The sequence below is a fragment of the Coleofasciculus sp. G3-WIS-01 genome (genome assembly GCF_040223135.1).
Lineage (GTDB): Bacteria > Cyanobacteriota > Cyanobacteriia > Cyanobacteriales > Coleofasciculaceae > Coleofasciculus.
The window spans coordinates 17,969-42,340 of record NZ_JAVJZI010000251.1; the positions used below are offsets into that span (position 1 = coordinate 17,969).

Annotated in this window: 20 protein-coding genes and 1 pseudogene; 9 read left to right on the forward strand and 12 right to left on the reverse strand. The window is 45.3% G+C overall.

All coding sequences use genetic code 11. The features are described from left to right. Positions 1–72 precede the first annotated feature (72 nt). The 6 genes from RIM23_RS26535 to RIM23_RS26560 all read right to left on the reverse strand — a co-directional run bounded on the left by RIM23_RS26535 (position 73) and on the right by RIM23_RS26560 (position 9,169). Positions 73–831, reverse strand: coding sequence for a YbjN domain-containing protein (locus tag RIM23_RS26535; protein WP_446370889.1), 759 nt, complete (start codon positions 829–831; stop codon positions 73–75). Between the two features lie 316 nt (positions 832–1,147). After that, positions 1,148–5,923: a hypothetical protein gene (locus tag RIM23_RS26540; RefSeq protein WP_446370891.1), complete on the reverse strand. Its 4,776-nt coding sequence runs from the start codon at positions 5,921–5,923 to the stop codon at positions 1,148–1,150. 257 nt (positions 5,924–6,180) lie between these two features. After that, entirely contained in the window at positions 6,181–6,597 is a 417-nt protein-coding gene (locus RIM23_RS26545; protein WP_446370913.1) for a secondary thiamine-phosphate synthase enzyme YjbQ, read from the reverse strand. 45 nt (positions 6,598–6,642) lie between these two features. Continuing rightward, the gene (locus tag RIM23_RS26550) at positions 6,643–7,230 is read right to left on the reverse strand and encodes a hypothetical protein (RefSeq protein WP_446370893.1); all 588 of its coding nucleotides are present in this window, start codon (positions 7,228–7,230) and stop codon (positions 6,643–6,645) included. An 11-nt stretch (positions 7,231–7,241) separates the two neighbouring features. Further along, positions 7,242–8,066 carry a hypothetical protein gene (locus tag RIM23_RS26555; RefSeq protein ID WP_446370895.1) on the reverse strand — a complete coding sequence of 275 codons (825 nt, stop codon included), beginning with the start codon at positions 8,064–8,066 and terminating at the stop codon, positions 7,242–7,244. After that, the gene (locus RIM23_RS26560; RefSeq protein WP_446370897.1) at positions 8,063–9,169 is read right to left on the reverse strand and encodes a glycosyl transferase; all 1,107 of its coding nucleotides are present in this window, start codon (positions 9,167–9,169) and stop codon (positions 8,063–8,065) included. The genes RIM23_RS26555 and RIM23_RS26560 overlap by 4 nt, the downstream gene beginning before the upstream one ends. 167 nt (positions 9,170–9,336) lie before the next feature. Between RIM23_RS26560 and RIM23_RS26565 the strand changes: the two genes are divergently transcribed. Both RIM23_RS26565 and RIM23_RS26570 read left to right on the forward strand, forming a co-directional pair. Then, positions 9,337–10,962: a hypothetical protein gene (locus tag RIM23_RS26565; protein ID WP_446370899.1), complete on the forward strand. Its 1,626-nt coding sequence runs from the start codon at positions 9,337–9,339 to the stop codon at positions 10,960–10,962. Between the two features lie 133 nt (positions 10,963–11,095). Beyond that, positions 11,096–11,503, forward strand: coding sequence for a hypothetical protein (locus tag RIM23_RS26570; protein ID WP_446334830.1), 408 nt, complete (start codon positions 11,096–11,098; stop codon positions 11,501–11,503). A gap of 34 nt (positions 11,504–11,537) precedes the next feature. Here RIM23_RS26570 and RIM23_RS26575 read toward each other — a convergent pair whose 3' ends face one another. Continuing rightward, positions 11,538–13,055: a diguanylate cyclase domain-containing protein gene (locus tag RIM23_RS26575; RefSeq protein WP_446370901.1), complete on the reverse strand. Its 1,518-nt coding sequence runs from the start codon at positions 13,053–13,055 to the stop codon at positions 11,538–11,540. Between the two features lie 745 nt (positions 13,056–13,800). On the opposite strand from RIM23_RS26575, the gene RIM23_RS26580 reads away from it, so the two are divergent. Further along, entirely contained in the window at positions 13,801–13,944 is a 144-nt protein-coding gene (locus RIM23_RS26580; protein ID WP_446370903.1) for a hypothetical protein, read from the forward strand. A gap of 5 nt (positions 13,945–13,949) precedes the next feature. Here the strand turns inward: RIM23_RS26580 and RIM23_RS26585 are convergent, their stop codons facing one another. The 3 genes from RIM23_RS26585 to RIM23_RS26595 form a co-directional block, all read right to left on the reverse strand. Beyond that, on the reverse strand, positions 13,950–15,029 hold the full coding sequence (locus tag RIM23_RS26585) for an MraY family glycosyltransferase (RefSeq protein ID WP_446370915.1): 1,080 nt from the start codon (positions 15,027–15,029) through the stop codon (positions 13,950–13,952). A 203-nt stretch (positions 15,030–15,232) separates the two neighbouring features. Beyond that, entirely contained in the window at positions 15,233–15,496 is a 264-nt protein-coding gene (sipA, locus tag RIM23_RS26590) for a regulatory protein SipA (protein ID WP_446370905.1), read from the reverse strand. Positions 15,497–15,761: 265 nt separating this feature from the next. Then, on the reverse strand, positions 15,762–16,784 hold the full coding sequence (locus RIM23_RS26595; RefSeq protein ID WP_446334833.1) for a sirohydrochlorin chelatase: 1,023 nt from the start codon (positions 16,782–16,784) through the stop codon (positions 15,762–15,764). A gap of 442 nt (positions 16,785–17,226) precedes the next feature. Between RIM23_RS26595 and RIM23_RS26600 the strand changes: the two genes are divergently transcribed. Beyond that, entirely contained in the window at positions 17,227–18,054 is an 828-nt protein-coding gene (locus tag RIM23_RS26600) for a Uma2 family endonuclease (protein WP_446370907.1), read from the forward strand. Positions 18,055–18,569: 515 nt separating this feature from the next. Here the strand turns inward: RIM23_RS26600 and RIM23_RS26605 are convergent. Next, on the reverse strand, positions 18,570–19,160 hold the full coding sequence (locus RIM23_RS26605; RefSeq protein ID WP_446370909.1) for a PEP-CTERM sorting domain-containing protein: 591 nt from the start codon (positions 19,158–19,160) through the stop codon (positions 18,570–18,572). Positions 19,161–20,330: 1,170 nt separating this feature from the next. Next, complete coding sequence (locus RIM23_RS26610; RefSeq protein ID WP_446338281.1) at positions 20,331–20,630, reverse strand: RNA recognition motif domain-containing protein; 300 nt, start codon at positions 20,628–20,630, stop codon at positions 20,331–20,333. Between the two features lie 269 nt (positions 20,631–20,899). Here RIM23_RS26610 and gcvT point away from each other — a divergent pair, with 269 nt between their 5' ends. The 5 genes and pseudogenes from gcvT to RIM23_RS26635 form a co-directional block, all read left to right on the forward strand. Continuing rightward, positions 20,900–22,021 (forward strand): glycine cleavage system aminomethyltransferase GcvT, encoded by a 1,122-nt coding sequence (gcvT, locus tag RIM23_RS26615; protein WP_446370917.1) that lies wholly within the window; start codon positions 20,900–20,902, stop codon positions 22,019–22,021. Between the two features lie 117 nt (positions 22,022–22,138). Beyond that, positions 22,139–22,555 carry a XisH family protein gene (locus RIM23_RS26620; protein WP_446370919.1) on the forward strand — a complete coding sequence of 139 codons (417 nt, stop codon included), beginning with the start codon at positions 22,139–22,141 and terminating at the stop codon, positions 22,553–22,555. After that, positions 22,543–22,878 carry an element excision factor XisI family protein gene (locus RIM23_RS26625; protein ID WP_446354967.1) on the forward strand — a complete coding sequence of 112 codons (336 nt, stop codon included), beginning with the start codon at positions 22,543–22,545 and terminating at the stop codon, positions 22,876–22,878. The genes RIM23_RS26620 and RIM23_RS26625 overlap by 13 nt, the downstream gene beginning before the upstream one ends. Before the next feature lie 341 nt (positions 22,879–23,219). Next, entirely contained in the window at positions 23,220–23,810 is a 591-nt protein-coding gene (locus tag RIM23_RS26630; protein ID WP_446370911.1) for an IS607 family transposase, read from the forward strand. Continuing rightward, positions 23,801–24,372, forward strand: a pseudogene (locus tag RIM23_RS26635) (RNA-guided endonuclease TnpB family protein); the annotation flags it as partial. The gene RIM23_RS26630 and the pseudogene RIM23_RS26635, both read left to right, overlap by 10 nt.

Below are 24,372 nucleotides of genomic sequence, written 5' to 3' on the forward strand. Positions count from 1 at the left end.
CGTAGGCGAGAGAAGCGCCTGTGACAAGAGGACTAAAGTCCTCACTACAAACATACCACTTGATTATCGTTCTTATGACAATGGCTGTTCGTTGGTTTCGAGTTGTTTCTCAACCAGCTCAAGCGCATCTTTGGCTGTTAAATTCTGTTCGAGGATAGCCAGAATACCAGGTAGGTATTGATCCATTGTCATGACATTGGTATAGACGAGATTTTGCACCAGGGTAGGGGTGAGCCTGTCTCCCTCAACATCTATGCTGGTTTTATAGCGAATTTCACCATCATCGAAGTCGAGTTCAAAATTGCCGAGAATCATGCCATAGTTGGCACGGGTGATAAATTCGGCAAGGGTTAAGCGTTTATCTTCGGGAACAGCTTCAGGATAAAGGGAGTAAAATACACATTGGTCTTCTGCTTCTCCCGCCTTAGCAAGGCAGTGCCATTGACCATTTTCACCCTGGAAGTTCATGTATAGAATAGGTTCATCTTCATCTTCAACGAGGGGCCAATCGTCAGCTTCAAAGAAGTTGAGCATAGCTTTATAAATGACTTGGTTCCCCGCACCGTCGGGATCAAGTTCCTCGCGAGCCGTTTTTGCCCAGTCTTGAAAGGTGGCTTCGATAGCATCAATGAATTGGCCAGTGGCGTCTTGGGTAATTGCTTCAAATTCAGTGTCTGCTAGTTGCTCAAGGGATTTGGTGATTTCTTCAAGGGTTTCAGTCGAGGTGTCTTCGCTGAGTTCGTTAAAGTCAGGCAGGTTTTCCTTCGCCCAGTTTTCCAGGTAGTTGCGAAGGGTTTGTTGGAGTTCTTCTTCGGAGGGAGGATTTTGCATAGACTATGTCAGTACAATTCAGATTTTACTCTTATGGCGTTCTAGATAGAATTAGCTGTACTTTTAGGATATGCTAGTGCCAATATAAGGGAGCATCCCATTTGGAAAACAACATCACCTAAAACAACAGTATTTCAATGGTTTCAGACCTCCAAAAAGAGCTAACGTGCAAAATGGGGATGCTCCCCAATATAACGCATTACAGCACTTTTCACCTTAATAGAAGACAAAATTGTCTCCACTTGCTTTTCGGATAAAGGATGGTGTGTCGTTAACTAACCTGAAAACCACTGTAATTCAATCATAATTAACGGCTTCACAACTCAAGAGTTGAGATTAAATCAAGTTCAGCTTTCCGTTCTGATTCAAGAATATCTAAAAATTCCTGAGCAGCTTTTACTGTCTTCCCTCTAGGTACATCTAAACGTGCTGAATGCAACTTATTTACAATCGCCTCAATTTCTTTTGTAACATTGTCTCCTTGTTTCTTAAGTTCAGCTATTTCTTTCTTAGATCTTCCTTTACTTTTAAGAGCTTGAGATTGTCTTTGAATAGACTTTAATTTGTTTTGCTGATTCCTTAGAGAACTCAAATGCTTACTAATTTCCCGCCCTAGCTTTTCATTCTCTTCTGCATCACCTATCCAGACATTATCTGGAGCGTTGAATTTGTCACGCAGATATCGCTTACTTGCCGAGACAATTTCTTTATTATAGGCTTTACTAGGTGGATAACCAATCTGCGCTAAGATTTGTTTAGCTTCTTTGTATGGTTTTCCTTCTAACTTTCGTTTTAAATCTTTGACAATAGCTTCAAAAGAGACCTTATGTCTCCTGTGAACTTTATTTTTTTTCTTTAGCTTGGGTTTACCATTTTTAATGTAAAAATATTGACGGTTTTTGGGATTATTGGCTAATTCTCTATCAGTGCTAACTCGCCAATTCGGTCTCCAACCATCAAGGAGGCTAAGGTTTACCTCGCCCTTTTTAGGCTTTCCAGTCCCTTGTACAGGGTCTTTGGATCTAAATATGTATTTATAATCCCAGCTATCGCCACCATCAACTACACTGATTGATTTAAATACTGGATGTTTACGCTTTACTTTTGCGGCAACTTTACGAGCTGATTTCTGATCGACCGTACCATCTTTAGCAACAGATCTGTCTGTGCTTTCAATTGCTGCCAGACCAGCCAACTTATCTTTTTGAGTAAACTTCTTCTTATCTTTTTCTTTTTCCTTATTTTTCTTCCCCTTCTTGCCTTTCTTACCTTTTCCCTTAAACCGCTTCATCAAACTCTTCGCCAAGCCCTTCAGCTTACCTGCCACCTTCCGCGCTGCCTTGGCAATCTTAGCGATGATAAAGTTAGTAATGAAGTCCAGCAACACAATCCCCGATGAAGCCAACAATGCCCCAAACTGAGGACCGGCTGCCCCTGTCTTAATCGCCTTCAAGAACTCGATGAAGCGTCCAAAGGCTTGAATAATCTGACTAACCGTGCCCCAAGCCGCCTGTAATCCCTGGATAATCGCCAATACTGCCCCAGCCGCAGGCACAATCATTGAGACGAGACGCTCCAGCAAAACCCCAATAATAATCGTCGGTAACGCCTGCTTAACCGCCGTCCAAGCCATCTTACCCACTTCTGCCATGGCGATACCGCCTTGGGTCAAGATCTTCCAAACGGCTGAACCTAAACCGAGAACTGCTTCTAATTTTTGATTGAACCAGGTTTGTACCTGTTCTTTGAAAGCACTCCAGAGGTGATTGCGGATACCATCAGATACTGCCGCCCCTAAGTTACTAATCCATTGTCCGGGATTGGCAGCTATATCCTTCGCCAACACCGCAAAAGCACCCAAAGCTTTGGCAATCCCTTCACCCAACTTAATCGCCCCCATGACAACGCCTTGGTAGACGCTGACGACAGCTAACATCCCTTTCTCCAGCAAACCTAGGGCGGCATCTAGGGCGCTACCCAACACATCCAGGGCTTTCTGAATTCCCTGATTCAGGTTTTTGGCTAGCTGATTAACCGCATCTTCTGCCTGCTGAACTTTTTTCGCGATCGCGCTACGCCATTTATCTCGCAATCCGGGCCATTTTGCCAGAAGAGTATCGCCCAAGGCAATCAACGCATCTCCCACCCGACGGATAACTGCCACAATCCCTTGGCGTGCCTTTTCAATCGCGGCGGCTGCCAGCTTTTTAGCGGCTTCAATCGCTTTTCGCATCGCCGCACGAGCCGCTTCAAAGGCTTTTTTGATTGCTTTCTTAATCCCGTCAAAGAAGGCTTTTGCCTTACTCGCTAACCAGCCAAATAACCCACTTGACTCTTCTTCCCCTTTCTGCTTCTCCTCAGCCGCCTTTGCTTCACCCTTGTGACGCTCGGTTTCTGCCTCCGTTTCACCTTTTTCTATTTCCTTAGCCGCTTCAGTATCCCCTTCTGCTTGTTTAGTTTCTACCTCTTGCAATCCTTCACTCACCAGTTTGTCGCCCTCTTGGCGCGACTGGCTGACGAGATCATCCTGTTCTTTGCTCCATTGACCTTGTAACTCAGCCACTTCGCCCTTTGCCTTTGTCCGCTCTTGGGCTTGTTGGGCGATATTGTCTTGTTTGAGTTGTTCAACCTCTTGCTGGGCAGTGGCTTGTTCCTCTGTTACTTTCGTGGCATGGTCTTGTTTCTTCGCCGCTAAATCACTTTGGGCTTGAGCAGCAGCCGCTTGAATTTCGCCCCCTTTCTCTTGTTGGGCAAAGATAGACGCGGCATCTCCCATACCATCTCCCCCGGCTCCGGTTGCCAGGGCAGCCCCAGCCCCAGCAGCACCCCCTGCGGCTCCCCCACCCGCGCCTCCAGTAATCTGCGCTTTCAGGGTCTTTTGCGGTATCGTTGGTTGAATGTTTTCTACGCCCGTGGGTTTAGCCAGTTCTTGCTGCCCTTTGGCTTGGGCTTCCGTTAAACTGGTTTCCAATTCAGCCCGTTGTTCCTGGGCTTTTTGCGGATCAGCATTGCCCTCCAGCGCCAGTTTCGGCGGGGGTCCTGCGGACACTTGATTTGCCCCTGGATCACTGACTGGCAATCGCGTCACTGATGCCTTCATGTTGCTGATATCAGCATCTGACAGTTTGCCTTCTTCATTCCCCTGCACAGTTGGTGCTGGTGTAGATACCTGGGGCGGGGCTTTTTCTGTGGGTAAGGGTTTAGGTTCGGGGACGGGTTTTTCTTGACCCTCGGCTTTTTTGGCAACGGGTTTAGGTTTGTCGCCGCCTGAATCTGCTTTAACTACCGCTGATTTCCCGGTTCCTGGTAAGGTATCGGCGGTAGGCGGATTGGCGGCGAGTTCAGATTTTTGTTTGCCAACATCATTAGACACGGCTGCGGTAACACCCCCCAACGCGGATACCAATTGGGCAGGGGGCAAGCCACTCACCGCACCTAGGGCAGCCGCCGGATCAGCTTGGGAAACATCCGGTGGTGCTGGGGGAGGTGCAGATTCCGCGATCGCACCACCGCCTCCACCGCCTCCCGCCGGGAGACTGCCTGTAGCGGGTTCTTCTCCCAGGGCGGCGAGAGCCACGTCTTTTTCTGCGGATGAGAGCTGCTGACTTTCGGTATTTGTTTCTGGAGCCACTTCAGCCAATCGTTCCTCCATGGCATTGGCTTGGGCATCTTCATCAACAGTCGCGGCTTCAACGTCACCCCCGCCAGCACTGGCTCCCCCTGCTGCTGCGGCGCCACCACCTCCTCCGGCGGCGGCAGCGCTACTGATGACAGCTACGGGGGCGGCAACAGTATTTGTCTTCGTCTCAGGAGATTGAACTGAACCTGCATCAGGTTGGACCGCTGATTCGGGGGCTGCATCTTGTCCCGATTTTTCCGGGCTTGCCCCAGGCGGTGGAGTCGGTGTATCAGCCTTTGTTGATGTTGCCGAGGTTGGGCTGTCTGTTGCTACTTCGGCTGGTGTCGTCTGATCGCTCTCAGCATTGCCTTCCGTTGAGGGTGGGGTTACTGTTTCCATAGATTTGCCCACCGCTTCTGCCTGTGACTTGTCTGAGGGTTGCCCGGAAACGGTTTCATCTGCACCAGCTTCCTTCCCTTGAGAGGGTTCTTGGGGTTGAGAATTAGGAATTCCCCCAGCATCGTTGGCACTAGAGGGAACTCCCTTGGCTTCGGCAGTATCACCACGTTTTATTGAAGGATCATCTTGATCGACTTCACTGGGTTTAAATATCTGCGGTAAGGAAGCAGGTATATTCGTTTTCTGCGATGTGAATGGTTTTTTGACCGTGCCTACCTTTGCGGGTAAGTTCGCGAATTGCTTCGCCTTGGCTAAAGGATTTTTATGATTCTCAACTACCGATGAGGATTGCTGATCACTGTCAACATTCTTGGAAAACTTAGGAGTTTTCTTCGTGTCATCCTGGGATTCTGGAAACAGCTTTCGCCTTAGCTGCGCCTTCGTTTGAGGAGAAAAAGTTTTGGCACCACTGACCGATTTAGGTTTAATTGTCTCTGTCTTCGGTGGTGGAGTTGGCGTCTCTTTATCTTCAGGTTCAGCAATTTCCTGCGGTTGAATCCTCCTACCTGAAATCGGTTGTGTGTCTGATTCCTGTAATCGTTGTACCACCGCCGCTTCTGGCGACGCCTCTTGCTCTTCTAGCTCAGAAACATCTTCAGGTTCTTCTGTCTGCCTTTGACTGAGTTGCTGATCCCGCCACAAATTCAACCGATTCTTTACCGGATCGACTCTCTGAATCGGTGGTGGATTCCACCCGCCAAACTGCCCCACTTTCGTCTGAATCGGTAACTGGGATCTTTCCGGTGCATAAGCGGGGATATTCGCCGCATTATAACCAAATTGCTCTGCTCCTTCCTTTTGTTCTTGTTGTTCTTGAAGAGAATGGGTTTCCTGGGTTTGGGATAAGGCTGGGTTCGGAGAGCCAAAGGGACGTGTCTGTAACGGATTGCCATGAGGTAGCTGGGCATTTCTTGCCTGGATGCCTTTACCGAACCCCCGGGTTCTCAACGGATTGACTGGAGTGGTTTTAGGCTGCAAGGATGCTCTTTTGCGAGCCTGCCGTTGGCTACTCATTGCCCACCTGGTATCAGTTGCTCTAAAATCTGGCGCTTTTATTTTAGCATTTTTTCTGCTTGCTGAATCAAATTAAATGTAACATAATATGACAATTTATTCAGCCGTAAACTATTAAGAATAGTCATCAATAGTTAAAACCCCAAAATAACGCTGCGCCATTACGAATTCAGAGATTCGGTTTATTTGGGTCTGTTCTTTACTGTGATGCCGCAACAGCTAGTTGCAAATGGGAAAAAACTTAGACCATTCCAGAATTAATCTCCAGAAATATGAACCACAACCTCCCGATGATGACTACGCTGGCGATGCTCCCAAATATAAATCCCTTGCCATGTCCCTAACATCAATCTACCATTGCCAATAGGAATCTGTTCTGAGGTTTTGGTTAAAGCCGTCCGGATGTGGGCGGGCATATCATCGGGTCCTTCGGTATCGTGGATGTAGCTGCCATCTTCGGGCACTAATTTGGCAAAGAAATTCAATAAATCAGTTAGAACATCGGGGTCAGCATTTTCTTGAATCACCAGACTGGCTGAAGTGTGGCGCAAAAATACGGTACAAAGTCCGGTGCCAATTCCTGACTCCTCAACGATGTCTTTGACGTTTGAGGTGATTCTGGTGAAGGATTTTCCCGTTGTCTTGATTGTAAATTTCTGTTGATAATGGGTCATCGATTCATCAAATAGGACAGAGGTTCTCAATTGTTGGCTAGAAGGCTAACCCAGTTGCTTGAGTTCGTGTTCTTCGTGTTCTTCATCTTCTGGTAATTCTTCAGCATCCTCCTCATCGTCTTCGCGATCGCCAATTCCCAATTTCTCCGATAAGTGTGCGACTAAAGAGTCCTCCTCATCTACGTTTTCCACTTGATCAGATTCTACTTCCAATGGGTTAATGTTGGGTGCTTCAGGTTCTACCTCGGCGGATTCCACCTTTTCTAAAGCTTCTGTTTCACCGCATTCCTGGTTAAGTTCCCTGGTTTGTGATTTTTCGACGCACTCGGTAACAACTTCTAGACATTGTGTCTCACCCGCTTTATCTTCAACGTCATCCGCTAATTCCTCTAGAGTGTCAGCCATAACCTGTTCGGCGATGTCATCGGTATCCGATACCTCATCGGTATCTAATACCTCAGACTCATCCGCCTGTTCCACCTCAGGATCACGCCAAGGAGAATCATAACGATTCCACGGTAGAATTGGCTTGTTGGGCAGGTTGCGCGTCAACACCGTGATGTTGTCTGGGTCGGGTTCTGGTAAATTTAACTGTTTCCCAGAAGAGTTGTTGTGAACGTGTTGAGAAGTCATAATCGCAAGACCTAGCCAAAACTACTCAGGTCAATCAACGGCACAAAGTAAATCCCTACAACATGCAAGGTAATAACCAAGGCTAACCCCCAGGTCACATAGGCAGAATATTGTAAGGATGATGAGACATCCTCCAATCGCTGCTTGTTTGCATTATAGGTCTCTACTAGGTTAACAATCATTCGCAGTTGATATTCCTCCGGTGACAGGACAAGATAACGTTCCAGAAATTTTTTATCGCCCAAATTGGGGCTAACGGCTAACTGGCGCGGTAAGAAGGCGTTGATCAGCAGAGTGAAATTTATCAGAAATCCTAGAAGTTCGGCAAGGCTAAACCCATTGGGAAAAAATAACAACCGTGATATGGTTAAGCTAGTGAACAGGGCGCCGTTGGTAACAAATAGGATATTTAACTTAGTGGTTAGGGTTTGGCTTTGCTCCCGTTGCTGATCAATGACCAAGCGTACATCATGAGCCGCTAATTCCAGGGTAGACGATGTGGAAATCTCTTTGTTGGGGTCTGAGGGTTTGGTCGTCTTGGTGGCTTTAGTCGTCTTGGTTGTCTTTGTCTTATTCGTTTCAGTCGTTTTGGGGGTTTGAGTCGGTTTGAGAGTTTCGGTGGTTTCTGAACTTTTCGGGTTCTTTGAGGTTTCTGAGGTTTCCGTTGTCTTGGACGTTTTAGCTGTCTTCCCCCTCTCTGCAATCTCTGGCGTTTTCGGCTTGTCTGACGTTTCAGTCAGTTCTGGAGTATTGGTTGTTTTAGGCGTTTCCGGTGTATCTGAGGTTTTCGGGGTAGGTGCGGTTTTGTCTAGCAGAGAATTCACAGTAGCTATCATGTCAGGTTAGGGAACTTTGATGAGTGAGTTTGCAAATAATGGACAACAGCTTGAGCGATCGCGTCAGCCCCATCTTTGGCGATAGGCTGGGATTGTTTGGGAGGATTTGGGGATTGGTGCAAAAAGTCCCAGCTACCTAGGAAAAATTCTTTGGGGGTCACAATTTGATGGTACCCATAATTTTGAATACCTTCCAGTAGGAAGGATGATTCGGCAAAATCTTCGCGGGTGAGAGAGACAATGGGAATGTCTAGGCGTAGCGCTTCTGCAAAGGTACTGTATCCCGGCTTAGACACCACTCGTCCGCACAAGGGCATAATATCTACAGGGCGATAGTCTCGACCCAAAAGTTTCAGTAAATTGGGTAAATTGGGGGCATTGGCGTCAAAGGTGATGAATTGCCAGTCGGGAAACTGGGACAGTGTATTGTAGGGAATTGCTTGTAAACCGAGTCCACCAAAGCTGAGTAATACCGTTTTGTCTGGAGGTGAGGTTAAACCTAACCTTTCCCGCAACTGGCTTTTTGGATAACTGGGTGTCCCACCTGTGAGTCCCACATCGGTAATATGGGGGAATGCTGTCATCGGTTCGTGTAAGGGAAGACGAAACAAGCGATCGCATAAGCTATAACACTCGCCAATCCAATCCGAAATCTCCACAAATTCTCCACCCCACGCCCGGTAAATAAAGTCCCAGCCGAAGTTACTCAGCATCCAACCCGGAATCCCCGCCGTTTGGGCTATTTTCGCAGCTAAGGGTGGAATATCAGCTAGCACAAGTTCTACACGATTGGTTTTGATAAAATTAACTTCACTGGCAATTATTGAATTTTCGGATGCCCGAATTTGCTTGAGTTTTGCCAATGTCGCTGCTTTATCCATGGTCAAGCTATCGGACTGAATCACGCCAATATCAAAGGCGCGGGGGCGATGAATAAAATCTCCGGGAATATAAGAGTCCAACAACCAACGTGGGGCTGTGGTTACCAGCATCAGTAAGATGTCTGGACAGAGCTTTTGGATTGCGGCGGCGACACAAGCCGCACGCACCCCATGACCAAAGCCATGGTTGGTTATCGCAATGTATACAGTAGGTCGAGACATATTCAGGTGTTTAAAAATAAGGAACTCTTAACATGGAACAAGCAATATGTAATTTAGATAAGTCTTCGCTGAATTAATTCCGTTATTTATTTTATGGGTGTTTTTTGTCCTGATCCAGAAAGAAATTTCTGTAGAACAAAACAAAACCCTTGGAAGGATTGAATACTGTGACAGCCGGACTTAACTCGAATGTTCGTCATCAAAATTTACATCCTGCTAATAAATTTTACACAAAGGAACATCAACCTGTTCCGCAAACTTTAGATAAAAGATGCGATAATTGTCTGGATTCATCTCTACAGAATGTTTCCAGCCTTGCCCTCTATACCATAGCGGCAATTGCTGCCCAAGGTTTTCCTCATCCCGCTTGGGCAAAGTCTTCTGTTAAGACGACATATCAGCCAGACATTTTTGCCTTAACCACGATTGAGCCAACTCAAATGCAGTCAGGACAATCGGCAACGTCAGCAACTCATTCTCAAGCCTTGGCATCACCAGAATCTATTGTTGTCCAAGAATTTGCGCCAGAATCCTTTTTGAAGGCAGAGGACAGAGGGCAGAAGGTAGAAGGGAAGGAACAAGGGTTTGATGAACATGACATAACCTCTGATATTCAGGTTGGGTTAGCTGTGCAAGATGATCAGAAAAATAGGGGAGATGGGGGAGATGGGGAGATGGGGAGATGGGGAGAATTTCCTAGTCACCACTCACCAATTACTCATCACCAATCACCAATACAGGAAGATAGGGGAGGGCTTGAGTTTTCTGGGAAATCAGAATTAAGATTGCCAACCCTAGACGCATCTGAGTTGGAGAGTTCCAACCAAATTGTGCCAATCGTGGTTAGTGCTAGACAGACAGAGGAAAATCGCCAACCTAGAGTGAGTATAGATCCACAAGATGACCCTCATGTCAATAGTCTTGCCGTAGATAGGGAAAACAAGGAAGTCAAGGAAAAAATACAATCTGTTGCCATTAATCCGAAAAAGCCGTGTAGTGCGACTCAACAGACGATGTTGGCACAATCACCAAATCAACCGACACAACCAGCACCCTGTCTGGAAGTCAACCGCTTGCAGGAGGAGTTGCGATCGCTAGAAGATATAGACACTCAAGCTCAATTACGTGCATCCCCATCCCTGAGTATTGTCATTCCCACAGCCTATGGCGCTCATCGCAATACGGGGTTTGTCAGCGCCACTTATCAAGAACGCACCCGCTATAGTGATGTTGATGATGGGGCTTTAGGCATTGGCATTGGTTTGGGCGATGCGGAAAAGTCTGTGGGGGTAGAACTTTCATACACACTTGCCAGTTTCGGTTCTAATCGGGATTTTGGCAGTGGCGGTTTTAATGCCAAAGTTCATCGCCGCTTACCCCAAGGTTGGGCGGTTGCGGCGGGTTGGAATGGCTTGATTAACCTGGGTGATGACAATGACTTTGAGCATTCGGTTTATGGCGTGGTGAGTAAGATTATTCGGACGCGAGAGGATATTACTCAGCCGTTTAGTCGTGTGGCAATAACGGCTGGAATTGGCAATGGACAGTTTCGCACGGAGGAGGCGGTAGATGATGATAATGGAACGATTAATGTGTTTGGTAATGTTGCGGTGCGAGTGGCTGAACCGGTGAGTTTAATTGCTGAATGGACTGGACAAGACTTGGGCGTGGGTGTGTCCATTGCTCCCTTTAAAAATATCCCTTTGGTAATTACCCCAGCATTACGAGACATTACGGGGGCTGGAGATGGTACGCGGTTTGTCTTGGGTGCGGGTTTCGCGTTTAAGTTTTGACCCAACGCTAGGCTTAAGGGAACGACGCCTGTTTAGGGGCTCTTTTCACGACTATCATTTCCTTTTCACAACAGATGTAACTCGCGCCCGCCCAGACTAAGTTTTGCATGAATTGAAATGTGGAGTAAATGTGATGAAAGTAAGGCAATGGATGGGTTGGACTATAACTACTGTATTAATGGGTAGTGGTTTGATCGCAATGTCTGCTAATGCTCAACCACCAAACCAGTCAGATATTACCGGAACAAATATCTGGAACAATACTGCACCCATTTTTGATCAGGATGGAAAATTAGATCCAGCTATATTAGAGAATGCCCGTCGTCTTGATCAAGCCTTAGAAGAGGCTTCAGAGCGTTGCTGTGATGCAGTTGCTCCAGTACGTCCGCGTCGATTTGCTAGAGAACCCGGAAATCCTAATCCAGCTTGTGCAGATTGTCTGGAGTTGAATCGTTTGGTTGAGGAAACCGAGATATTTTTGGATGAAGTCAATCGCACTCAGGTAGAGGGAGTCAACGCGAGTCGCAACCGTCTTTGGTAAATTTATAGGTTAGGACTTACGCACCAATCCCCAATCACCAATCAGGGTCAGAGTTAGCTGAGAAAATGCGATCGCGTCCTAAGGCTTTGGCTTTATAGAGAGCGCGATCGGCTTTTTCGACTAACTCAGTGGGTGATAGTTGAACCGATGAAGTCGTCGTGGCGATTCCTAAACTGAGCGTTACCCAAGGATGAATGGGAGATTTGGCATGGGGACGCTTGAGTTTATCCATTTGGTAACGGATTTTTTGAGCAACGACAAAAGCGCCTGCAGTATCTGTATTGGCGAGAATCACGGCAAATTCTTCACCGCCATAGCGAGCAACTAAATCAGTCGGTCGTTGAGCCCCTTGGCAGATCGCTTCAGCAACTTGCTTTAAACAATCATCCCCAACTAAATGACCATAGGTATCGTTGTAGGCTTTAAAAAAGTCAATATCACACAAGATCAAGGATAGCGGATTTAAGTTACGTCGAGAATTGAGTAATTCGTCGGCTAAGACTTGATCGAATCTACGGCGATTGGCAATTTGGGTTAAACTATCTATTTTGACGAGTTGCTGTAGGTGTTGGTTATCTGTTTTTACCTTTTGATAAAGTTCTGACTGTTGAATGGCAATAGCCACCTGTTTGGTTAACTGGTTTAAACAGTCAATTTCCCAAGTTTCCCATTGACGATAATGGGTGCAATGATGAGCGATTATTACACCCCATAATCGATGATAAATAGATTGAGGATTTTTCAGGTCAGACTCACTGTTTTTAATTGGTATGGCAAGAACAGATTGTTCATGAAAGGTGAAGGATTTTGGCTCTAGGTTAGATTCTCTCCTATTATTGCTTAATTGAAGAAAATTATCATTTATAGACATTTTTTTTGGTAAATTAAGAAGTTCATTAATTGCCGCAATATCCGGATAACCATGACTATAATCAGCCGCTTCTAAAAGCAAACTTTTGGATTTTTCTGCCTGATAGCGATAGATAAGAACACGATCTGTTTTCAGGAATTGACGGACTTGGGTTACAGTGGTATGCAAAATTTCTTCGAGATCCAATGAGCGTCGGATCTGCTCAACCATGCGCTCTAAGATCCGCTCTCGTTTAGCCTGCTGTCGAATTGCCTCGCGATCGCGCTCACGTTCAATAGCGTAGCGTATGGCACGCACCAAGCCTTCCCCAGCAAACTGTCCCTTAACTAAATAATCTTGAGCGCCTTTACGAACGACCTCAATCGCCATCTTTTGATCGTTGAGAGAGGTTAACACAACAATAGGAGTAGTTGGCGCTTGTGCTTTGACTTTAACAACAGTATTCAATCCTTGACTATCCGGCAGAGACAAATCTAATAAAATAATGTCAAAGGTAAACTCTAACAAATATTTTAAACCATGGCTTAAGCGCTGAGCGTGAGTTAGAATAAATTCAGTTGTCTTGATCTGTAAAAACAATTCTTTTAGCAATTCGGCTTCAACGACATTATCCTCAACTAACAGTATTTTTATGATTTGATTATCTTGTAAAATACCTGAGCTGCATTTTAATTCATTCATGATTGTGATCCTATTACTTTCTGAAATTTAAATTTTAGCTTAAGGATTAGGTTTTAGTATATTTTTATTAAATTGCTCATTGAGTCGTCTTAAAAGAATTTATTTATTCTAGCTATTAGCTAAATCAAAGCGGCTGTATAGGCACATCAAGCAATTTGAGATATAATTAAATAATTTAGCTAATGCTCATATCTTTCAGACTATTCCAATTAAAAGTTGAGAGATAAAGGTTGGAGCTTCAGTAAACCCCAGCTCCTCAAATACCAGAGTAACATATAAGTTGTATAAATTGTTACTAACTTAAGATATAAATTTGGTAGAAGCTAAGAGGGATTTAAATTACGTATTCTTTGTTCCCTATTCCCTATTCACTGTTCTCTTTGCTCAAATCATGATCGGCAGTTTGAATACCCAACAGCTTAGTGAATGACTGTGATAATTTTCTCCTATCTTTGGGTTGAATTAGTTAAGTTAAGTTCCTGACCTTTAGGTGGATGATCAGATGAGAACACCAGTAAGTGTGCCAGTTCAGTAATATCATTGCTTCCAATACCCTGCTCCCCCAACCAAGGCGGGTGCAGTTAGGGGTTGCTGAATAAGTCTTGTGGTGGGGGTAGGTAGCAGGGGGAGCTCTTGAAGCAGGGGAAGCAGGGGGAGCAGGGGGAGCTACAGTACATTTGCCCTGATAGCGATGCAAGGGTATGAAAAGGTTTGACCCTCTTTCCTTGAAGATTAGCCAATATCAATGCCACTTAAAGCCTTGATAGCTAAGGGTTTCGGCTTTGTGCAGCAATCCCCAGTTAGGGATTATCCCCAAAACATTATCGGTAAAACCCGCCCCGGACAGAACTGGCAAAGAGAACGTCTGGGAAGTGCAGTGAAGGTCTAGTCCAGTCATTTCGTCCGTAGTCTTTGCCAAAGGGTAAAGCCCAGAAGAAACACTATACTACCACTAGTAACAACAATCACCGTTGATGTCATACCTTGGAGTTTCATCGCTAGTCCGTTGGATGCCAACGTAACACCCCAAAGGGTCAAAGCAGCATGACGTTGGGACAAACCCCAAGCTAGTAAGCGGTGATGTAAGTGATCTTTGCCTGGAGTTTTCAGCGGGTTTTTTCCCGCCATGAGTCGTCGGACAAATACCTGAGTTGTATCCAGTACAGGCAATAATAAAAAGAAAGCTGGCGGCACCAGAGCAAATACCGTCGTCACTTTTAGGTTACCTAAAATACTGGTTGCGGCTAGTACATAGCCAAAAAAGTAAGCGCCTGCATCTCCCATAATGATCCGTGAGGGATGAAAGTTGTGCCGCAAAAATCCTAGTGCTGCACCTCCTAAGGCGGCTAAAAGTAAGGTGGCGGCTGCTCTAGTTTCAAACTGCGCCGAAACTGCCAACAAACTCATGGCTGTGATAAAACTGATCCCACCCGCTAAACCATCCATTCCATCCATTAAATTAATGGCATTGGTAATTCCTACCACCCACAACCAAGTCAACACAATTGAGAATATCGGATCAATGGGAGTCCCAAATGGGGTCTCGATACGGATATCGCTGGCAATCAGCAATAGTGCGGTAAGCGTTTGACTAAAGAGGCGTACATAAGGGGGTAGACCAAATTGGTCATCAATAAAGCCTACGAGGACTAAGATTGAACCACCGAGTAAAATCGTCAGCACTTGGGCTAAGACGCCTTCAATCACAATCGGTCTTAATAGAGTAGCCAGGACTAGCGCCGCCACGACTCCGGCGTAAATTGCCAATCCACCAGCATTAGGTAGGGGTTCTTGGTTAAGTCGTCGAGCATTAGGTTGGTCAGCCCAACCCACTTGCAGGGCAAACGCACGTACTGCAGGAATCAAACACCACGTTACCCCCCAAGCTAACCCGAAGGTGAATATAACCGCTAACCAGCCACTGCCATTGGGGTTGGCAATGCCGAGAGACTCTAGGAAGCTGTACAAATCTATCTCCCACTTCACGCTCAGACTGCCAATTATTATTATTCTCAACTGTACAGGAATCAATTCGGTAAAGTGCTACTGCAGTTTTGGATATTGATTCGGTGTAGTAGTACTTACCGGACACCATTGTATTGATCCGGGTTGTTGTAGCTCATACTAAATTCAGGTTAACAAGGCTCCAGGGTAGAAGGCAGAAGGCTCGGAGCCGATTATTCGGGAGAGGATGAGGGCGGATTGGGATCAGAATGCTGATGACTCTCTACTGTCTCAAGGTATTGACTATCCAGTAAAAAAGCGCCCTTAGAAAAGCGAACTCCCCAAAATCCGCCTGGACGTCTATCCAGAATCACGCCTTCTTCACCAATACGCACCACATCAGGGGGTCGCAGCATGGGCATGGGTTCTGCTGTTTTAACATAGCGGGGTAGAGCAATTAGACGAACGCGATCGCCTACTTTAAATTCTTTGGACATATTACTCGGTATGGGTCAGTGCTGATCAGTTCTTAGCTTATGGTAATCAATCTCAAGTTACCCTCCCAGGATCGCGATCGCTCCTCTGATCAACTAAACAAACCTCCGTCATTCTTATGTAGGGGCGACCCGCCTCCACAAATCAACAACTGTATCTACTCAATTGGATCGGGTCGCCCTTTCCTCAACCGTTGGTGTCAAAACATGACCGATCATGAATCATTAGCAAAAACCAATGACATAAGACATAAGACATAAGACCAATTTAAGGAACTTGCCAAATGCGCTGATGGTAAGCTTCGGGATCAGCGTAAGGATCAGGGGGATGCTCCGAGTGATTGTGGTTGTGGTGGTGGTGATGATGATCATGAGTGTGATCATGATCATGAGTGTGACCTGTATTATCCCCCACTGCCGCTAACCGGAACTTACACAGTTCACAATTCATTTTCACCTGTCCCAGTTGCGTTTCGATTTCTCGTTCCCGCAATACTGAAAGCAGTTCAGGTTGAATACCCATTTCCGGTAAACAGGTCATAGAAATGTCCGGATATTGCTCTTGCTGCTGCGCCGTGATATCAAATATCTTTTTCACCAGTACCCCAGTAAATAGGAAGTAAGGCAGAACGATAATCCGCTTAGGCTGGAAAAGTCGAGCGCGATGGAAGCCTTCCTCTAAACGGGGATGAGTAATCCCAATAAAGCAGATTTCAACCGTTTTGTAGCCACTGCCTTCCCAGAGCAGACGCGCTAATTTGTAAACATCACTATTGGCATCGGGATCACTAGAACCGCGACCGACGATGAGTAAAACAGTGTCGCTTCTGTTAATTGAGGAAACCGTTGAACTATCCCCTGATGGTTGATCCAATTTAGCCAGTCGCCGGTGCCATAATTCTAGGATTGCTGGGGTAATGCCAAAATGACGCCCATAATGGAATTGGATTTGGGGATGTCTGGCTTTAGCGCGGTCTAACTCGTTGGTGACATCAAATTTATTATGTCGTGCGGCAAACAGCAAAATCGGCAGGACAGAGAATTCTGTATATCCTTGTGCCACACATTGGTCTACGCCTTCCTGAATACTGGGAGTGGTTAATTCCAGAAAACAAGGTACAACTGGGCGAGAGGAGTCTAACCCTTGATAGGCGTGGGCAAAGTCCAAAAACCCCTGACGCCCGTCCATATCTCGGCTACCGTGACCAATCATTAACAGGGGGCGGTTAAGGGGGAGTGGGGGTAAGGAGAGTGAATCTGGAGTGAAATGAGTAAGTTCTACAGTCGGCATTAAAATTAAGCTCCCTTCCCGTGCAAGGCGGGAATATAGAGTGGATAAGCAACAGCTAGGTATTCTGGCTTAGGTGGAACGTCACCTGGGTTCGTCGTTGCGATGTGAGCGCCATAAACACTCAAGCACCGACGACAAACCCTGAAAGAGTGTGCCATTTCATCCTTGACAGTTGCCGCACAGCCCCGGATTTACACCGGAGTTTCCCCAAGCGGTTGCCATTTATTTGTGCTTTGATATCTTATCCGATCCGATGACGAGTCAAAATCCAGGGTAGGGGGTTTTTCTCGGCTAACCTGAACTGAGATCTGGCAGTAGGGTGGGCAATGCCCACCCTACCTTATCTATCTAATCGATTTGCAGTAGCAGAATTTGAGACAGTATCCCAGCGTTCTAGGCTAACCTAACACTATTATTACAGCCAGCTCAAGGAAATTCTCCTATGTCAACCTCTACAACTGGAGACATACAATCAACTCCTATATCGGCTGTGGACGGGGGAACCCCTGTACCACCAACAAACTTGATTTTTGATGATGGAGAACCTTTGGAAACCAACCGTCACCGCATCGCGATGAATGCCTTAATCCGGTCAATGCTAGTAGCAATGGCTAATCGCCGTGACTATTTTGTCGGTGGCAATATGTTTATATACTACAGTAGCCAGCAGATTCGCAATCGAGATTTTAGAGGACCAGATTTCTTTGTGGTTTTGAATGTGGATGGTGAGCGAGAACGGCAAGGCTGGGTTGTTTGGGAAGAAAATGGTCGCTATCCTGATGTAATTATCGAACTTATTTCACCGTCTACCGCTGCGATGGACACAGGTGTGAAAAAAGATATCTATGAGCAAACTTTTCGCACTCCTGATTATTATGTGTTTAATCCATTTGATCCCGATTCTTTGCAGGGTTGGCGCTTAGATTTAGAGCGAGGCTACCAGGCTTTGAATCCTAACCCTCATGGGTGGCTGTGGTGTCAGCGCCTCGGTTTATGGTTGGGAACTTGGCAGGGAACTATTGAGGATAAACCAGGAATATGGCTACGATTTTATGACCAACAGGGTAATTTAGTGCTGTTACCTGAAGAAGCGGCTTTTCGAGAAGGCGCGTTGCAGCAGTTGTTGCGTTTACTTACTGTTCGGTTTGGTCAGGTTCCGGTTGAGGTAGAGACAATGTTAAGAACACAGGATATTCATCAATTGGAACGTTTAGTGGAAGTGGTTCTAGATGTGGAGTCCTTGGAGCAATTCGTCAACCAGTTATCTTAATTGGTGTATCAATGTATTCTTAGAGAGTAGATTCTTTATAGTGGTGTGACCCAGCTAAAATAGGACTGTGTTTGTAGTGAGAACTTTAGTTCTCGCTCCGCCTAGCTCGAGAGGGTTCGCATCCCTCACTACGAAGCCAATCTATTGCACCATTTTAGCTGTGTCAGTCCAGTAGTGGCGTGGCACACCTTAATTGGTGGATTAGCATTGTAGGGGCGCAAGGCTTGCGCCCGGTTTAAACGTCAAATCTATTCCACAATTTTAGCTGTGTCAGTCCAGTACGTTACGCTTTGCTAACGCACCATTCGTAACGCATCATTGCTCAAGGCATTGGTGGGTTACGGCGGATACTTTATTGAACAGTTATTATCTTCATTAAACTCCCGCCTAACCCACCCTACAGGACTCATGACAAAGGACAAATGACAAATCACAAAAAAATAACTCCTTCTGACTCTACAGAAGGAGTTTACTGGGCTTCTAAGTAAACTCGGAAGGAATTATTTGAGGCTCAATTAAGCCTTGTTGTTCTTTTTGGACTGTTGGCGCTTGAGCAAACCGCCGATTCCTAAAGCAGTAGCGGAACCTAAGATGGTGAGGGGTTCGGGAACATCTTGAGGATCTTGAACAGGTTTGGGTGCTTGATACACGGTGAAGTGAGATAAACCAGGACCGGGACGACCGTTACCTTTGACAACCCCATCAGTATTCCATGAGCCGCTAGTCGCACCATCAAGTAAATAGCTACTGAAGGATGGACCACCTTTGAGGACAACCATTATATTAGATGTGTTGAAATCGATGCCTGTCAGACTCCAACCTCCTGATGTACCGCCACCAGTAACATTCAAGCCACCATTAGTGCCACTATCATTATCTACTTTAAATAGTTGTGACCATGCATCGACACCAAATAGACCACCTAGGTCTTGATTAGCATCATTACCAGCAAAAGTACCTTCACAAGCTACAGAGCCAGTTAGGTCTGAAGTGCTACACGAATTTGATAAAGATGTTAAGGCGGCTTGAGCAGGAGAGAAAGCTGAGGATGCAACAGCGATTCCAGCAGCGGCTAAAACAGAGGGAACGAGAGAAGAAAGTTTCATGTTGGTACTCTTTAGGACTAATTAACTCATTTGCTGAAGCGTTTGGACTTATTTGCTTCGGCTTGTTTGCTTTTCTATATTCACACTATAAGAGACTTCACTTGGGTGTTGGGTAAAGTAGCGATAAAGAATCAGTGGAATTGTGTAAACTTTCTATGAAGATTAATTCACATAAGTCTATAAGCTATATTTGGCAAGGATTTGAGAGTTTGAGTCAATTCTCTAAAGTTCTGCCATCTTGAGGAAAAATCACGACAAATAAGACCCCCAGTATGTTTTTTTGACGCCGGAAAAATATTGGGGGTCAAGCTTTTTATGATATTGGCTAAGTAGAGACGTTGCATGCAACGTCTGGAACCATAAGATGTGTCCTAACCGCTATGGCGGTTGCTATACTTGTTTAATTTTTTGTCAGGTGGCTTGAACAAAATGAAACTCAATAGATTCTTGTTGAGTCTCGTACATCAACCAAACCTACCGTACTTGCTCAACAAAGCAAAAGACAGAGAAGACAGGTTGGAATGTTTGTTCTGATAACGTATGACTGATGAATAATGGCGAGTTTTGTTGCTCAGTTACTAGTGGCAAGCTAGCTTGAATCCCTAAACCCGCCCCTACAATAGGCTTATGATTTATTACTCACGACTTACGCACAGTCTCTATATATAGGTGGGCAATGCCCACCCTACCACTATAGGATTTGAATCCTCAAATTGTGTAAGTCCTGATTACTTCTAGACATGGCGACGGCTGCGCCAGTAGCCGCTATAACCGAGGGAACAAGAGCAGAACGTTTCATGTCAGTCTTTTTTAGGACTAGTGAACTCAATTCAAGACTAAATAATTTCAAGATTTGACGCTCTACCTCCTAGAAGAAGGGAGATTCTATGGAAATTTCGTTCCATATATCCCGGTAAACGGGTTCCCAGGCACACGATATTCGCCATCTAGGGCATCGTGTTATCTCCTAACACCCTGTCGATTCAGGGCTGGGCGTTTCAAACCTTTGCGGTTTGGGTTCCGCCGAGTCCCGGCGTACCTGATAAGTTGACTTCGACTTTGCCGCCGCAAGCCAACTGCATTGTATCATAATATCCTGGGGTGTTTATCCGGATAAAAGCCGTCCTAGAAGGACGGGGCTTCAGACCCTTTATTTCCGGTGAATGAGAATTAGTAACGACGCGAAAAGTTACCGTTTTTGCGGTTACCGCCTGAACCCCCCTTGTTTTCGCGAGGTCTGGCTTTATTCACTTTCAGATTGCGCCCCATCCATTCAGCCCCATCGAGTGCCTCAATAGCGGCTGTTTCTTCGTCGTCTGTCTCCATCTCTACAAAACCAAAACCCCGGGGACGTCCGGTTTCCCGATCAGTGGGTAATTGCACCCGCTTGACAGCACCATAATCTGCAAAGACAGCATTCAGGTCTTCTGCAGTAACGTCGTAGGATAGATTGCCTACGTAAATTGACATGATTGTCTCCAAACTCAAAGTTGTATAAAGATGTGGGTATCGGAGACAAGTCTGTCAAGTCGAAAGGAAAAAAGCCCATCTGTACTAAGCACAAACACTGAAACCGAACACATTCTCAATGATTAAGCTAGCACAGGCTTGAAGGTTTGGGTACGGAACGTCTAAATTACACTCTATCAGTGCCGTGGCGCGATCGCAATTTTCCAGATCAGGTGTTGACGCCTGCCAACTGGGTAGAATATGAAAGACCCTGTAACTCAAGACTATCTGTGGCTCAGTCAAAACCAACTGTTGCAAGAACTCCCCTATTTGACCTCGCGGTTGAACAAAATGCCCGCTTCACTGGCTTTTCGGGTTGGGAAATGCCCGTCCAATACAGCAGTATCGGACAAGAACACGAAGCAGTACGCACCAATGCGGGTATGTTCGATATCTCCCACATGGGAAAATTTGCCTTTACCGGAAAGCCGCTCTGGCAAGAGTTACAGCGATTAGTCCCCTCAGATTTGAGTCGATTACAACCCGGTCAAGCTCAATATACGGTGTTATTAAATCCTCAAGGGGGCATCATTGATGATGTGATTGTTTACCACCAAGGGGAGGATGAAACAGGCGCACCCCAGGCGATGATGATTGTTAATGCGGCAACCTGTCAGAAGGATAAAGATTGGTTGTTAGCGCAACTGGAAAACACCGGGGTAAAATTACTAGATCTTTCTAGGGAAAACGTCTTAATTGCTTTGCAAGGACCCCAAGCTGAGACTTATCTACAATCCTTTGTCCAGGAAGACTTAACCGCCCTGAAATCCTTCGGACATCTTAAGGTAACGATTCTAGATCAACCCGGATTTATCGCCAGGACAGGGTACACTGGCGAAGATGGGTTTGAGGTGATGGTCAAACCAGAGGTTGGAGTTGAACTGTGGCGTTGTCTGTTCCAAGCGGGAGTGACTTCCTGTGGCTTGGGGGCGAGGGATACGTTGCGATTGGAAGCAGGGTTGGCACTTTATGGGCAAGATATTGATGATACGACGACTCCCCTAGAAGCAGGTTTAAATTGGCTGGTGCATTTGGATAGTAAAGGGGATTTTATCGGACGTTCTGTATTAGAAGCCCAAAAAGCCAAGGGCGTGGAACGTCGGTTAGTGGGGATTGAAATGCAGGGGCGACATATCGCTCGTCACGGTTACTCGGTGCTATCCGATGGACAAGTTGTGGGAGAGGTGACGAGTGGTACTTATTCACCAACATTAGGGAGAGCGATCGCGCTTGCTTATTGTCCCACATCCCTAGCCAAGATAGGTCAACCGTTAGAGGTGGAAATTCGCGGTAAGACTTATCCCGGTGTTGTTGTGAAAAAACCTTTTTATCGCACCAAAAAACGTTTTTAAACCCAATAGTATTGTCTTGATCCGCTTCTTGGCATCGTTCTGACTTTTCACGGCAAGTCGGGATGGTATTCGTGCTAAAATAAAAACTAAAAACACTAATTTTACCTATTAGTTTGGATAGTGGCTAAAGATATTTTTCATGATTCAGTTAGAAACGGATTGGAAAAAGAAGGTTGGGTGATTACCGATGACCCCCTGAGAATTCGAGCAGGTAGGGTTGATATGCAAATCGACTTGGGTGCAGAAAGAATCATAGCGGCTGAGAAAGGAGAAGAAAAGATAGCCGTTGAAATTAAAAGCTTTATTACGCCGTCGAATATTTCTGAATTTCATACGGCTGTTGGTCAATTTCTTAACTATCGTGTTGCTTTGGAAGAACAACAGCCGGACAGAGTTTTATACTTAGCTGTTCCCCTAGGGGCTTATAAAACATTTTTTAATCTGCCATTTGTGGAAACTGTTATTGATCGCTTTCAACTTAGTTTGCTGGTGTATGAGCCTAAAGATGAGGTGATTTTAGAATGGAAACGGTAGAGCAATATCGTACCTATATCCAACAGTTATTACGTGACTATGCGAAAGGAAGTCCATCGGATGATGAAGTGGAAACAGAACTGATTTTTGACACAGAACGGGATCATTATCAGGTTGTTTATACAGGTTGGAAAAATCGTCAACCGATGTATGGGTGCGTATTGCATCTGGATATTAAAAATGGGAAGATTTGGATACAGCATGATGGAACAGAAATTGGTATAGCCAATGAATTGGTCAAGTTGGGCGTACCCAAAGAGGATATTGTTTTGGCGTTTCATGAACCTTTTGTGAGGCAATATACAGGGTTTGCTGTGGGTTGATTTAACCTGTAGGGACGGGTTTTAACTATCTTTTCGGTTTCACCAAGATGTGACTAAACCCGCCCTGGGGGAGCAGGGGAAGCTGGGGGAGCGGGGGGAGCGGGGGGAGCTGGGGGAGCTGTTAACTGTTCACAGGACTTACGCAAAGACTCTATGAGTAGGGTGTGTTAGCCAAGCGTAACGCACCTTTACCACCATCTGTGGTGTAGCTGCGTAAGTCCTGTGTTCAGTTATTTCTGCCTTCTTGCACTAGGGAAGATGGGGAAGGTGGGGAATAGGGAGTATTGTAAAGTTTCAATAAGAATATAGTCAGATGTAGTCATGCTGTGTAATATATAGACATGAAACTTTCAGACTATGCCAAAAAAGCAGGAATCAGTTATCGAACTGCCTGGAGGTGGTGGAAACAAGGAAATTTGAAAGGTCATCAATTGCCGTCTGGTACGATTATCATAACTTCGGAGGCGATTGAGGACAACTTGAAACCTGACTTGATAGCTTGTATTTATGCAAGAGTTTCCAGCGCCCAAAACAAAGATAATCTAGATCGACAAGCGGAGCGATTAAAAGATTATGCAATTGCGAGAGGCTACAAAATCTATAAAATTGTCAAAGAGATTGGGAGTGGATTAAATGATAATCGGAAACAATTGGCTAAAAATTTAGTCGATCCAAACTACAATATTTTGATTGTAGAACATAAAGACCGTTTGGCTAGATTTGGAACGAATTATCTAGAAATTCTCCTAAAAGAATTAGATAAAGAGATTGAAATTGTTAATCAGAGTGAGGAGAAACAAGATGAATTAATGGAGGACTTAATAGCGATTATTACCTCTTTTTGCTCGCGGATTTACGGATTAAGAAGGTCGAAACGAAAAACCGAAAAGATTTGGCCCGAGTTAAAATATAACGGACAAGAATGCGACTAGCGGAAAGACATATTATTAAAAAAGGGCATCGTTTTTGGAGGGAGATAGATAGCTTGTCTTGGCCGTCTAAAAATCTTTACAACTCAGCCAATTATCTCATCCGTCAAAACTGGATTTATGGTCATGGGTATTTGACTTATAATCAGATGGCTTCTCTGATGAAAAACACAGAGCCATACAAAGCCTTACCCGCGAAAGTATCGCAGCAAGTTTTAAGAGGATTAGATCGGAACTGGAGATCTTTTTTCGCCGCGAACTCTGAATTTAAAAAGCATCCAGATAAATTTATAGGTAGACCGAAAATCCCTGGCTATAAAGATACTAAAAAAGGACGAAATCTTCTAATTTATACAATTCAAGCGATAAGTCAAGTAGCCAGAAGAAAAGGATTAGTCAAGCTATCAGGAACTAATATTGAGTTGACCAGTAAAGTGGCTAACCGTATAGCAGAAGTAAGAATCATTCCGAAATGTGATTGTTATGTAATCGAGGTAATTTATGAAGAAAAAGAAGAGTTTTTAACCCCAAATGAAAAGATAGCAGCGATAGATTTAGGTATAGA